Source organism: Streptomyces capoamus (assembly GCF_014654935.1).
GTDB classification, from domain to species: Bacteria; Actinomycetota; Actinomycetes; order Streptomycetales; family Streptomycetaceae; genus Streptomyces; species Streptomyces capoamus.
In genome coordinates this window covers 91,436-104,444 of the sequence record NZ_BNBF01000002.1, presented here as the reverse complement: position 1 = coordinate 104,444, position 13,009 = coordinate 91,436, and the positions used below count along the sequence as shown (strand labels likewise).

At 68.9% G+C, this 13,009-nt stretch carries 10 protein-coding genes and 2 pseudogenes; 11 read left to right on the top strand and 1 reads right to left on the bottom strand.

The genetic code is table 11. The annotated features are described in order from the left end of the window. A pseudogene (locus IE312_RS38675) lies at positions 1–183 on the bottom strand (hypothetical protein); the annotation flags it as partial. Positions 184–1,068: 885 nt separating this feature from the next. On the opposite strand from IE312_RS38675, the gene IE312_RS03985 reads away from it, so the two are divergent. From IE312_RS03985 to IE312_RS38670, 11 genes and pseudogenes are all read left to right on the top strand, one after another. Continuing rightward, the gene (locus tag IE312_RS03985) at positions 1,069–1,515 is read left to right on the top strand and encodes a hypothetical protein (RefSeq protein WP_189978431.1); all 447 of its coding nucleotides are present in this window, start codon (positions 1,069–1,071) and stop codon (positions 1,513–1,515) included. 4 nt (positions 1,516–1,519) lie between these two features. Beyond that, a complete protein-coding gene (locus IE312_RS03980; RefSeq protein ID WP_189978429.1) occupies positions 1,520–3,331 on the top strand; it encodes an alpha/beta hydrolase in 1,812 nt (603 codons plus the stop codon). Positions 3,332–3,358: 27 nt separating this feature from the next. Continuing rightward, positions 3,359–3,913 (top strand): hypothetical protein, encoded by a 555-nt coding sequence (locus tag IE312_RS03975; RefSeq protein WP_189978427.1) that lies wholly within the window; start codon positions 3,359–3,361, stop codon positions 3,911–3,913. A 311-nt stretch (positions 3,914–4,224) separates the two neighbouring features. Further along, positions 4,225–5,460, top strand: coding sequence for an amidohydrolase (locus IE312_RS03970; protein WP_189978425.1), 1,236 nt, complete (start codon positions 4,225–4,227; stop codon positions 5,458–5,460). 278 nt (positions 5,461–5,738) lie between these two features. Beyond that, the gene (locus IE312_RS03965) at positions 5,739–6,794 is read left to right on the top strand and encodes a BMP family lipoprotein (protein ID WP_189978423.1); all 1,056 of its coding nucleotides are present in this window, start codon (positions 5,739–5,741) and stop codon (positions 6,792–6,794) included. Between the two features lie 199 nt (positions 6,795–6,993). Further along, positions 6,994–8,520 carry an ABC transporter ATP-binding protein gene (locus IE312_RS03960; protein WP_370467514.1) on the top strand — a complete coding sequence of 509 codons (1,527 nt, stop codon included), beginning with the start codon at positions 6,994–6,996 and terminating at the stop codon, positions 8,518–8,520. Next, positions 8,517–9,644, top strand: a complete 1,128-nt coding sequence (locus IE312_RS03955; protein ID WP_189978421.1) for an ABC transporter permease — start codon at positions 8,517–8,519, stop codon at positions 9,642–9,644. Before IE312_RS03960 ends, IE312_RS03955 begins: the two co-directional genes overlap by 4 nt. Next, positions 9,644–10,930, top strand: coding sequence for an ABC transporter permease (locus IE312_RS03950; RefSeq protein WP_189978419.1), 1,287 nt, complete (start codon positions 9,644–9,646; stop codon positions 10,928–10,930). The genes IE312_RS03955 and IE312_RS03950 overlap by 1 nt, the downstream gene beginning before the upstream one ends. Next, positions 10,927–11,328, top strand: a complete 402-nt coding sequence (locus IE312_RS03945; RefSeq protein ID WP_189978417.1) for a cytidine deaminase — start codon at positions 10,927–10,929, stop codon at positions 11,326–11,328. The genes IE312_RS03950 and IE312_RS03945 overlap by 4 nt, the downstream gene beginning before the upstream one ends. A 72-nt stretch (positions 11,329–11,400) precedes the next feature. After that, positions 11,401–12,684 carry a thymidine phosphorylase gene (locus IE312_RS03940; protein ID WP_189978415.1) on the top strand — a complete coding sequence of 428 codons (1,284 nt, stop codon included), beginning with the start codon at positions 11,401–11,403 and terminating at the stop codon, positions 12,682–12,684. Positions 12,685–12,779: 95 nt separating this feature from the next. Next, positions 12,780–13,009: pseudogene (locus IE312_RS38670) on the top strand (Uma2 family endonuclease); the annotation flags it as partial.

Genomic DNA, 13,009 nt, shown 5'->3' with positions numbered 1-13,009 from the left:
CTGCTGCTCCATGCTGTCCCGCAGCATGTAGGCCAGCTCTTCCGCGGGGTCCCAGCCCGAGTCCGGGGGAACCAGCGGATAGGAGAAATCCGCGACGGGCGACCGGTGCCGCCCCCTGCCGTGGTGGTATTCGTCCACGTAGTCGGCGGGAAGATCCGGGTACGATCCCATTGTCTCGTGCATGGGCGATGTCATTCCGCCGGTGCGAGACGGAACCAGGTGTCCGCGCCCACCCAGCGTTGGGAGATATCGGTCTCCAGCGAGTTCATTCTGTCCATGAATTCCTGGAGGATCTCCTCGGTCGCCTCCAGTGAGACAGGGAGGCCACCCCTCATCAGAACTCCTCTGGCGCTGTGCGTTTCGGCGGGTGCCGGCAGATAGGTATAAGAACCCAGTCGCACGGGACCCCTCAGAGCCTTCGTCATGCTGCAACTAACGGCACCATGCGGCGATGGGTGTGCGGCAAACGAGTGAACAAAGTAGCCGGACAAACACCTTTTCCCGGTGTCGTTCGGCCCTATGCGCATCCTGTATGAGAAATGGAAAAGCAGGTGGTACGTGATGGCGGCGGGGTCCGAAAAAAAGTTTCTGCAGAGGTAGGGGCTGATCCTTCCTCGCCGGCAGCCCCTGGAGCGAATTCTTAGGATTTGCTGCTCTCGGAGCATCCCGGTGCGTCGCTCATGACCCGTACCTCACGCTGCAGCACTTCCACCATGCGCCGCCGGCGCCGCAATTCGAGGGTGTCGGTCTGCCGCATTCGACACTGATGAGGTCGTACGAAAATGGACCCCGCGGTGCACAGTGAGGTGCATGTGATCATCGTCCAGACGAGCATATTCCACATCTTTTTCTTCTCCTGCGTGACGTGCGGATGGGGTCGCAGGTTATCCATCCCGGGACGCGCCCTCCTAAATACGCGCGATACGGGATAATTCGTCACTCGAAGAGCGGACTAAAAGTAAATTCGGGGCGAGTGCCTCCTCAGCTTGATTTTTTGCCCGAGCCGTGGGGAGCATGGCTCGGCCGGCGGGGGTTGCCGGCGACGGGGAAACGGGGAGGGCCACAGCCATGGCGTGGGACGAGTGGGAGCAGTTGAAGGCGGACGCCGCGGCTCGCGGCTCCACGGGGATGCGGCTGAACCACGTGCCGCTGGAACCGGGCGGCGGCGGGGGCCGCGACCTGAAGTCGGACAAGAAGGTCTGGACACAGGCCGGCGAGGACACCAAGGGACTGCAGGACGACGTCGGCAAGGCGCTGGGCAAGCTGGACGACGGGCAGTCCGGGCTCGGTGAGATGTCCGGCGTGCAGTCCGCGGCGGCGCAGCGGGAGCTGTACGAGTCCTGGAAGAAGTACGTCACGGGCGTCAAGGGCCGCTGCGGTGAGCTGGGCGGGCTGATGGAGCGTTCCGGGCACGACCTGGCGATGTCCGACGGCGAGGTGCAGGCGGAGCTGGAGAAGATCAAGGCCAAGTACCACGACACCGAGGCCGTCGGCGGCCAGGCGAAGGACCGGTGACGCCGTGGACATCGCGACGCTGAAGGCCTTCAAGCCCGCCGAGTTCGAGGAGGCGGCCGACGGCTACCGGGCCACGAGCGAGATGGCGAGCACGGTCAAGGACACCATCGAGAACCGGTTGGTCCCCAGCCTGCGCAACCAGCTCGACGGCAAGGCGATGCAGGCCGCCGTGGACGAGCTGAAGGAACTGGGCAAGGACTTCCACTACGTCCAGACCGAGTGCGCGCTGGCCAGTACCGCGCTGAACGCCTTCGCGTACGACATGGCCGCGGCCAAGCGGAAGCTGGAGGCGGCCCTGGAGGACGCCAAGGCGGCCGGGTGCACGGTCGGCGCCGACGGTTCGGTGTCCTTCCCCGCGGGTGGCGACAAGGTCGACGGCAAGGTGCCCGAGGGCGGCACGGTGTCCGCCTCGACCAGCTCGACGGACGCGACGGCCAACGCGATCGAGCAGCAGGCCATCCACCAGCACCCGAACCCGAACTTCGGCAAGGCGATCGGCTTCGCGAACCGGATCGGGGACGCGCTGCAGGAGGCCACGGAGGCGGACGCCAAGTGGGCGCCGAAGCTGCGGGCGCTGAAGGCCGACGACGACCTGAAGGTATCGGACCGGGACTGGGCGGACGTGAAGTCGGACCAGGACGGGGTGGGCGCGGCCGGCAGGAAGTACCTCGACTCGCTGCCCCACCCGCCCAAGGACGGCGCCCCGAAGGACAACGCGGCCTGGTGGAAGGGGCTCACCGACGAGCAGCAGGCGGCCTACGTCTCCCTGCGCCCCGACTCCGTCGGCGCCATGGACGGCCTCCCCGCCACCGTGCGCGACGAGGCCAACCGCATCGTCCTGGACGAGACCCACGGCAACGCGCAGCTCTCCTATGACGCCTGGCTGAACAAGCACCCCGAGCCCAAGCAGTACGAGCCGTACATCAGCCCGATCACCGGACTCGAGGTCAAGGGCGCGACGGTCGTGAGCCAGGAGTGGAAGGACTGGGACAAGGCCCGCAAGGAAGCCCGTGGTGGGCTCGACGGTATGGAGGCCATCCAGAAGCGCTTCGACCAGACGGGTTCGAACGGACTGCCCGAGGCCTATCTGCTCGGGTTCAACGCCGACGGAGACGGCCGCGCGATCATCGCCAATGGCAATCCGGACACGGCGGACCACCAAGCGGTCTACGTTCCGGGCACTACATCGGACCTGAACAGCATCGGCGGCAACATCGACCGTATGGTGAACGTGTGGCACGCGGCCAACGACGAGGCGGACGGGAAGTCCGTCTCCACGATCACCTGGCTCGGCTACGACGCACCGGACGACGTCTACAAGGACGCGCCCTTCGAGCACTACGCGTACGACGGTGCGCCGGCGTTCAACAAGTTCCTGGACGGCCTCGACGTGTCGCACTCCGGTGACGCCGGAACGCACCGCACGGTGATCGGTCACTCGTACGGGACCACCCTGGTCGGTGCCGCCGCCCAGACGGGCCACCTCAGCGCCGACGACGTGGTCTTTGCCGGCAGCCCCGGGGTGAAGGTGTCCCATGCCGACGAGATGGACGTACCGAAGGGGCACGTCTGGAACGAGGAGGCCGACGGAGACGTCGTTCCCGACCTCGGCCGCTGGGGTCACGGCGGGGATCGCTTCATCATCCCGAGCGACCAGGAATTCGGTGCCAACCAGATGACCACGGACACGGAGGGGCACAGCGGGTACTGGAACGTGAACTCCGACAGTCTGAAGAACCAGGCCCTCGTCGTCGTAGGGCACGGAGACGACGCGCGACTGAAGCCGCCGCCCGACTTCTGGGCGCACGTGAAGTAGGAGAGCCCCCGCACCGTGAAGATCAGCATGAGCGCACTAGTGCTCGCCGTACCCCTCGTACTCACCACCCTCACCGGATGCAGCATGAACGACGACACCTCTGCCACCGGCGCCGACGGCACCTCCGACAGTGGCTCGGACGGTGTCCGGTCCGCCGGTACGAGCACCTCGCGGGACGCCTCGGACGCGATGGAAAGGGTCTCCAGCGGGATCTACGACCTGATCGGGGTGAAGGGCAGGGCGTCCGACAGTCGCCCGGGGGTTCAGGCGTGCCCGGGCAAGGACCGGGACACCCACTTCCAGATCTTCCACCAGTGGAGCTTCTACCCGGCGTCGGCGAGTGATCTGGGCCCCGCGATGCAGCATCTCAAGGAGAAGTTGCCGCAGCACGGCTGGAAGATCGTCGAGTATGGCCCTGACACCAGCAGGAACAAGAACACCGTCATGATCGCCGACAACGACGCGAAGAAGGCCGGCGTGCACATCACCCAGATGGAGAAGAGGAACCCTCCCAAGCTGAGCCTGATGGTCGTCTCGGGCTGCTACCAGGTGCCCGAGGGCCAGAAGGTCGACCACTTCTGAATTCCAGGCGTATCCGCCCGGCCGGGTGCCGTCCCCCGGACGGCTCCCGGAGCGCGGTCGGCGTGGGGCGGTCCTCGCCCGCTGGGTAGGCACGGCGGGAAGCGGGAACCCGGGAGTCCGGTTCCTGGACATCGCGCGCGTGATCCGGCCGAGCCGTGGTATGCGTGGAGGAGGAAACAAGGGTCTTACCCATCAAAGTCCGCCACCATGCGTCCGCCGGTCAGATTTTCTTCCCCTAACGGGCTGAAGTTTTGTTGATCGAGGGGTAGTTGACCGCCGGGCGTCCTACCCTTCAGAGGGTGAAGCAATTGATGTCCCTAGAGTCCGAGTCCGGCCTCCCGGGGGATGTGCTCCCCGGCGTGCTGAGCGAATCCCTGCACGCCGAACTGGTCGCCTTCCGGCGCGACTTGCACATGCACCCGGAGCTGGGCAATCAGGAGTTCCGTACCACCGCCGCGATCAAGGAGCGGCTGGAGCAGGCCGGGCTCAAGCCCCGCGTGCTGAGCGCCGGAACGGGACTCGTCTGTGACATCGGGCTCGCGGAGGGTGAGCGCCCGTCGACACCGCTGCTCGCACTGCGCGCCGACATCGACGCCCTGCCCATCCCGGACACCAAGACCGACTGCCCGTACCGGTCGACCGTGCCGGACCGGGCCCATGCCTGCGGTCACGACATGCACACCACCGTCGTCCTCGGCACCGGCCTGGTCCTGGCCGACCTGCACGCCAAGGGCCTGCTGCCCCGCCCGGTGCGGCTGCTCTTCCAGGCCGCCGAGGAGGTGCTGCCCGGCGGCGCCCTGGACGCCATCGAGGACGGTGTGCTCCGCGACGTCGGCCGGATCCTGGCGGTGCACTGCGACCCCAGGGTGGAGGCCGGGAAGATCGGGCTGCGGCACGGGCCGATCACCAGCGCCTGCGACCGCCTGGACATCGCGCTCGACGGCCCCGGCGGGCACACCGCCCGCCCCCACCTGACCACCGACCTGGTCACCGCCGCCGCCCGGGTCGCCGTCGACGTCCCCGCGCTGATCGCCCGGCGGGTCGACACCCGTGCCGGTCTCGCCCTGACCTGGGGCCGGATCGAGACGGGCCACGCCCCCAACGTGATCCCGCAGCACGCCGAGCTGTCCGGAACCGTGCGGTGCCTGGACCTGGAGGCCTGGCGGGAGGCCCCCGACATCGTGCACGCGGCCATCGACGAGGTCGCCACCCTGCACCGGGCCAAGTCCGAGATCACCTACGTGCGCGGGGTGCCGCCGGTCGTCAACGACCGGGAGTCCACCGAGCTGCTGCGCCGGGCCATGGTCGCCCGGGGCGGCATGAAGTCCGTGGAGAGCACGGAGCAGAGCCTGGGCGGCGAGGACTTCTCCTGGTACCTGGAGCACGTGCCCGGCGCGATGGCCCGCCTCGGGGTGCGCCGGCCCGGCGAGCGGACCGTACGCGATCTCCACCAGGGTGATTTCGACGCGGACGAGCACGCGATCAAGGTCGGCGTGGAGATGTTCACCGCCGTGGCCTTCCTGGACGCCAACGGGGCCCGCGGCTGAGCCGGCGGCCCCCTCGGGGGCCGTTTCCCCGGCCGGCGCAACACGGAAGCAAGCCAATCGTTCACGGTGCGCAACATCGCCGTGAGAGGGGCGAGAGTCCGAGTTCAGACGCTGTTTGCCTCGAATCGATAACGGCTTCGCGAGAGGGTTTTTTGCGACATCTACGCGCGTTACGATGCCGCGAAGCCGACGCCGATGGGGGCGTCTCGGCCGGAGCACCGCAAGGTGCTCACATCAAGCGCCTACGTGGCGCTCAGGTCAGGTGAAGGAGCCTTCCCGTGCGCCGGGTAGCCAAGCTTTCCGCTGCGTGTATCGCGTCCGCAGCTCTCGCACTGACTGCCACTGCCTGTGGCAGCACCTCCTCCGACAAGGACTCCGGCTCTGCCCCCTCGGGCGGCGGCAAGGGTGTCAAGGTCGGTCTCGCCTTCGACGTCGGCGGCCGTGGCGACCGCTCGTTCAACGACTCCGCCGCGCGCGGTGCCGACCAGGCCAAGAAGGAGTTCGGCGGTGACATCAAGGAGCTGACCGCGAAGACCTCGGACACCGAGGCCGACCGCGAGCAGCGCCTGTCCGACCTGGCCGACGCGGGGTACAACCCCGTCATCGGTGTCGGCTACGCCTACGCCGCCTCCATGACCAAGGTCGCCGCGAAGTACCCGAAGACCACCTTCGGCATCGTCGACTCGGTCGTGAACGGCAGCAACGTCGACAGCATCACCTTCACCGAGGAGCAGGGCTCCTACCTGGCCGGTGTCGCCGCCGCCTCGAAGACCAAGTCGCACCACGTCGGCTTCATCGGTGGTGTCGACGTCCCGCTGATCAAGAAGTTCGAGGCGGGCTTCGTCCAGGGCGTCAAGGACACCGACAAGAAGATCAAGGTCGACACGCAGTACCTGTCGCACGGCTCGGACACCTCCGGCTTCGCCAGCCCCGACAAGGGCAAGGAAGCCGCGCAGGGCATGCTCGACAACGGCGCGGACGTCATCTACACGGCGGCCGGCTCCTCCGGCAACGGCGCGATCGAGGCCGTCGCGGGCAAGAAGGGCGCCTGGGCGATCGGCGTGGACTCGGACCAGTACAACATCCCGGGTCTGAGCAAGTACAAGAACGCGATCCTGACCTCGATGGTCAAGAACGTCGACGTCGGTGTCTACGACTTCGTCAAGTCGGTCCACGCCGGCAAGCCGCTGACCGGCACCAACACCTACTCCCTCGCCAAGGACGGCGTCTCGCTGTCCAAGAGCGGCGGCTTCATCGACGACATCCAGGCCAAGCTGGACGCCGCGAAGAAGAAGATCGTCGACGGCACGATCAAGGTCAAGACCACCCCGTGACCTGACGGGTCCCGCCGGACCCAGGCTCGGCGCGGGGGCACCCTCCGGAGCCCCCCGCCGAGCCATAACAATGTGTCAACTCTACGCGTGTAGCACGGAGTTGCCGCGCTAGCGTCGCCGACGCCTGCCCCCTCCCCGCAGCCCCTTTCCCCGAGGAGAGTGCGCCATCAACGCGTCCAGCCCTCCCGCTGCCGTCGAACTGCGCGGCATCACCAAGCGTTTCCCCGGCGTCGTCGCCAACCGCGACATCGACATCACGGTCCGCACGGGCACCGTCCACGCCCTGTGCGGCGAGAACGGCGCCGGCAAGTCCACCCTGATGAAGATCCTCTACGGCATGCAGCAGCCGGACGAGGGCACCATCACCGTCAGTGGCGAACAGGTCGTCTTCGCCAACCCCGGCGACGCCATCGCCCGCGGCATCGGCATGGTGCACCAGCACTTCATGCTCGCCGACAACCTCACCGTGCTGGAGAACGTCGTCCTCGGCGCGGAGAAGCTGCACGGCATCGGGGGCAAGGCGCGCACCAGGATCAAGGAGATCTCCGACGCCTACGGCCTGGGCGTGCGGCCCGACGCCCTGGTGGAGGAGCTCGGTGTCGCCGACCGCCAGCGCGTGGAGATCCTCAAGGTCCTCTACCGCGGCGCCAAGACCCTCATCCTGGACGAGCCCACCGCCGTCCTCGTGCCGCAGGAGGTCGACGCCCTCTTCGACAACCTGCGCGAACTCAAGGCCGAGGGCCTCACCGTCATCTTCATCTCGCACAAGCTGGGCGAGGTGCTCTCCGTCGCCGACGAGATCACCGTCATCCGGCGCGGCACCACCGTCGGCACCGTCGACCCGCGCGGCACCACCCCCAAGCAGCTCGCCGAGCTGATGGTCGGCAGCGAACTGCCCACCCCGGAGACCCAGGAGTCCACCGTCACGGACGTCCCGATGCTGGAGGTGGACGGCCTGCACCTGGCGCAGACCGACCTCGACGGCGTCGAGCGCATCATCCTGGACGAGATCTCCTTCACCATCCACAAGGGCGAGGTCCTCGGTATCGCCGGCGTGGAGGGCAACGGCCAGTCCGAGCTGGTCGAGGCCATCATGGGCATGCGGCACCCGGACGCCGGCGTCGTCACCCTCGACGGCACCGACATCTCCCACGCCCCGACCCGCGACCGCCGCGAGTCCGGCATCGGCTACATCCCCGAGGACCGCCACCGTCACGGCCTGCTGCTCGAAGCACCGCTGTGGGAGAACCGCATCCTCGGCCACGTCACCGAGAAGCCGAACTCGCGCGGCGGACTGCTCGACCCCAAGGCGGCCCGCGCCGACACCCAGCGGATCGTCGAGGCCTACGACGTCCGCACCCCCGGCATCGACGTCACCGCCGCCTCCCTGTCCGGCGGCAACCAGCAGAAGCTGATCGTCGGCCGCGAGATGAGCCACCAGCCCAAGCTGCTGATCGCCGCCCACCCGACCCGCGGTGTGGACGTCGGCGCGCAGGCGGCGATCTGGGACTACATCCGCGAGGCCCGCCGCGAGGGCCTGGCCGTGCTGCTGATCTCGGCCGACCTGGACGAGCTGATCGGGCTCTCCGACACCCTGCGGGTGATGTACCGCGGCCGCCTGGTCGCCGACGCCGACCCCGCCACGATCACCCCCGAGGAGCTGGGCTCCGCCATGACGGGTGCGGCCACCGGCCACCTGGAGCACACAGAGGACGACGCGCGATGAACAAGCTGACCTCACGGATCGACAAGGAGCGGCTGCTCCTCGGGATCGCCGCCCCGCTGCTGGCGGTCGTCGCCGCGCTCCTCGTCACCACCCTGGTGATCCTCGCGACCGGCAAGAACCCCGGTGACGCCTTCAGCGACATGGTGACCTACGGCTTCGCCAGCGACAGCCAGGTCTACATCCTGAACAAGGCGACGACGTACTACCTCGCGGGCGTCGCGGTGGCCATCGGCTTCCGCATGAACCTGTTCAACATCGGTGTCGACGGCCAGTACCGGCTCGCCGCGTTCATCGCCGCCGTCCTCGGCGGTGCGCTCACCGTGCCCGGCTGGATCGCCATCCCGCTGATCATCCTCTGCGCCATGGCGACCGGCGCCCTGTGGGCGTCCATCGCCGGCATCCTCAAGGTGACCCGGGGCGTCAGCGAGGTCATCTCGACCATCATGCTGAACTCGATCGCCACCGCGATCATCGCCTACCTGCTCCAGCCCGGGAAGCTCGGCCAGCTGGACCAGGCCGGCACCCTGGTGTCCACCAAGCCGCTGCCGTCGTCCTTGTACTTCTTCAGCTTCGACACCGGCGCGGCCGGTGAGCTGTGGGGCTTCATCGTCGTCGCGGTGATCGTCGGCATCGCGTACTGGTTCGTGCTCGGCCGCACCCGGTTCGGTTTCGACCTGCGCACCGTCGGCCAGTCCGAGAGCGCGGCCGCCGCCAGCGGTGTCTCGGTGAAGAAGATGGTCGCCACCAGCATGGTCATCTCCGGTGCGGTGGCCGGTCTGATCGGCATGCCGACCCTGCTGAACGACAGCCACCAGTTCAGCAACGACTTCCCGGCCGGCATCGGCTTCACCGGCATCGCCATCGCGCTGCTCGGCCGCAACCACCCGATCGGCATCGCGCTCGGCGCCCTGCTCTGGGGTTTCCTGGAGCGCACCACCAACCACCTGGAATTCCAGGGCTACGACAAGGAAATCCTCGGCGTCATCCAGGGCGTCATCGTGCTGTGCGTCGTCATCGCCTACGAGGTCGTACGCCGTTACGGGCTGAAGCGCCAGCAGCAGCGCGTGGGTGCCGAACTCGCCGCCCAGGCCGCCGCCCCGACGAAGAAGCAGGAGGTGGCGTGATGACTGCCACGATGACCGACGCGCCGCCGCCGGCGGCGCCCAAGGCGGCGGACGCGCCGCAGCGCTCGGGCCGGTCCCTCGGCCTGATCCTCATGATCGTCGCGGGCGCGCTGCTGCTCGTGGCCGCGGTCCGCGTCATCACCGGCGCGAACCAGCTCGACTCCGCCGGCCAGGTCGCCGCCGCGCTCGGCCTGGCCGTGCCGATCGGCCTCGCCGGACTCGCCGGCCTGTGGTCCGAGCGGGCCGGCGTGGTCAACATCGGCCTCGAAGGCATGATGATCCTCGGCACCTTCGGCGCCGGCTGGATCGGCTGGCAGTCCAGCCCCTGGCTCGGCCTGCTGTGCGGCATCGGCTTCGGCGTCGTCGGCGGCCTGGTGCACGCCGTCGCCACCGTCACCTTCGGCGTCGACCACATCGTCTCCGGTGTCGCCGTCAACCTGCTGGCGCTCGGCGCCACCCAGTACCTGGCCAAGCTGTTCTTCGCGGGCGGCAAGGCCGCGGAGGCGGGCGGCAACCCCAAGCAGTCCCCGCCCGCGGACACGCTGCCCGACGTCACCGTCCCCGGCCTGTCGGACGGCCTGGCCTCGATCGAGAAGCACCACTGGTTCCTGGTCTCCGACCTGGCCGGCATCATCGGCGGTCTGATCACCCACCTGTCCGTGGTGACCATCCTGGCCGTCGTGCTGTTCGTCGCCAGCTGGTGGCTGCTGTGGCGCACCCCGTTCGGGCTGCGGCTGCGCTCCTGCGGTGAGAACCCGGTCGCCGCGGAGTCCCTCGGCGTCAACGTCTACCGGTACAAGTACGCGGCCGTGGCGATCTCCGGCGGCCTCGCCGGTCTCGGCGGCGCGTTCCTCGCGCTGGTCACCTCGCACACCTACCTGGAGGGCCAGACCGGCGGCCGCGGCTACATCGGTCTCGCCGCGATGATCTTCGGCAACTGGCGCCCGGGCGGGCTGGCCATGGGCGCGGGCCTGTTCGGTTACTCCGACGCCCTCCAGCTGCGCAACGGCGGCGTCACCGTGCACGCCCTGCTGCTGCTCCTGGTCGTCCTGCTCGCGCTGCTGGCCGGCTGGAAGCTGTACAAGAAGGCCCTGGTCCAGGGCGCGGTCAGCGCCGTCATGGCCGCGCTGGTCCTGGTCTGGTACCTGCTCACCGACGAGGTCCCCAGCGACTTCGTGGGCGCCACCCCGTACGTCGTCACCCTGCTCGTGCTGTCGCTGTCCGCGCAGCGCCTGCGGATGCCCAAGGCGGACGGCATGCGGTACCGGAAGGGCCAGGGCAAGTGACGCCGGGAACGGAGTTCGACTGGGAGCCGCTGCGCGCCGAGGCACGCGAGGCCATGACCCACGCCTACGCCCCCTACTCGGGCTACCCGGTCGGCGCGGCCGCCCTCGTCGACGACGGCCGCACCGTCACCGGCTGCAACGTGGAGAACGCCTCCTACGGCATCGGCCTGTGCGCCGAGTGCGGCCTGGTCTCCCAGCTGCAGCGCACGGGCGGCGGCCGGCTGACGCACTTCACCTGCGTCGACGGCACCGGCGCCCTGCTGGTCCCGTGCGGCCGGTGCCGCCAGCTGCTCTACGAGTTCGGCGGCCCGGACCTGCTGCTGGACACCCCCGCGGGCGTCCTCCCGCTCTCCGAGATGCTGCCCCAGGCCTTCGGCCCGGACCATCTCACCAAGTAACGCCGTACGGCCCCCCTGCCCCGCTCGCAGGGGGGCCGCGCACTTCGCACCAACGGAAGGAAGCCCTCAGCCATGGCCATGGACGCCATCTCCGTCATCCGCACCAAGCGGGACCGCGGCGAGCTGACCGACGAGCAGATCGACTGGGTCATCGACGCGTACACCCGCGGCGAGGTCGCCGACGAGCAGATGTCCGCGCTCGCCATGGCGATCCTGCTGAACGGCATGAACCGCCGTGAGATCGCCCGCTGGACCGCGGCCATGATCGCCTCCGGCGAGCGCATGGACTTCTCCTCGCTGTCCCGCCCGACGGCCGACAAGCACTCCACGGGCGGCGTCGGCGACAAGATCACGCTGCCGCTGGCCCCGCTCGTCGCGGCCTGCGGCGCGGCCGTCCCGCAGCTCTCCGGCCGGGGCCTCGGCCACACCGGCGGCACCCTGGACAAGCTGGAGTCCGTCCCGGGCTGGCGCGCCCTGCTCTCCAACGAGGAGATGCTGCACGTCCTCGACACCACCGGCGCGGTGATCTGCGCTGCGGGCGACGGCCTGGCCCCCGCCGACAAGAAGCTGTACGCCCTGCGTGACGTCACCGGCACGGTCGAGGCGATCCCGCTGATCGCCTCCTCGATCATGTCGAAGAAGATCGCCGAGGGCACCGGCTCCCTGGTCCTGGACGTCAAGGTGGGCACCGGCGCCTTCATGAAGACCATCGAGGACGCCCGGGAGCTGGCCTCCACGATGGTGGGCCTCGGCACCGACCACGGCGTGAAGACGGTGGCGCTGCTCACCGACATGTCCACCCCGCTCGGCCTGACCGCCGGCAACGCCCTGGAGGTCCGCGAGTCGGTCGAGGTCCTGGCCGGCGGCGGCCCCGCGGACGTCGTGGAACTGACCGTCGCCCTGGCCCGCGAGATGCTCGACGCGGCCGGCGTCAAGGACGCCGACCCGGCGAAGGCCCTCGCCGACGGCTCGGCGATGGACGTCTGGCGGCGGATGATCGCCGCGCAGGGCGGCGACCCGGACGCCCCGCTGCCCACCGCGAAGGACCAGCACGTCGTCAAGGCCCCGTCCTCCGGCGTCCTGACCCGCCTGGACGCCTACGGCATCGGCGTCGGCGCCTGGCGCCTCGGCGCCGGCCGGGCCCGCAAGGAGGACCCGGTGCAGGCGGGCGCGGGCATCGAGCTGCACGCCAAGCCGGGCGACACGGTGACCGAGGGGCAGCCCCTGCTGACCCTGCACACCGACACCCCGGAGCGCTTCGACTACGCCCTCCAGGCGGTGGCGGGCTCCTACGACATCGCGGCCCCCGGCACGGACTTCACGGCCTCGCCGGTGGTGCTGGAACGTATCGCCTGACCTGCAGTTTCCTCATTCGGGTGAACGGGACCGGTGGACCTCCGCCGGTCCCGTTCGGCATGCTGGGATCGGTGACGCACCGATAGGAGACCGCCATGAGCGCACTCACCGTCAGCCATGACTCCGACCAGAACTGGGACGACCTCGTCCGGTACTGGGAGGAGATGGAATGGCCGGAGGGCAGCAAGGTGGAGATCATCGAGGGGATCATCACCGTGTCACCTGCTCCCGCGTCCCGCCACAACGTGATCGCGGAACGTATCCAGCGTCGCCTCTACTCCGTGATCCCCGAAGACTGGGGGATCTTCCAGACACTGGCCATCGC

What these genes read in the sequence shown, in the direction of transcription:
- IE312_RS03950 (WP_189978419.1), top strand. Translation starts at nt 9,644, where the DNA reads ATGACTGCCACGATGACCGACGCGCCGCCGCCGGCGGCGCCCAAGGCG.
- IE312_RS03975 (WP_189978427.1), top strand. Translation starts at nt 3,359, where the DNA reads ATGAGCGCACTAGTGCTCGCCGTACCCCTCGTACTCACCACCCTCACC.
- IE312_RS03940 (WP_189978415.1), top strand. Translation starts at nt 11,401, where the DNA reads ATGGCCATGGACGCCATCTCCGTCATCCGCACCAAGCGGGACCGCGGC.
- IE312_RS03955 (WP_189978421.1), top strand. Translation starts at nt 8,517, where the DNA reads ATGAACAAGCTGACCTCACGGATCGACAAGGAGCGGCTGCTCCTCGGG.
- IE312_RS03970 (WP_189978425.1), top strand. Translation starts at nt 4,225, where the DNA reads ATGTCCCTAGAGTCCGAGTCCGGCCTCCCGGGGGATGTGCTCCCCGGC.
- IE312_RS03985 (WP_189978431.1), top strand. Translation starts at nt 1,069, where the DNA reads ATGGCGTGGGACGAGTGGGAGCAGTTGAAGGCGGACGCCGCGGCTCGC.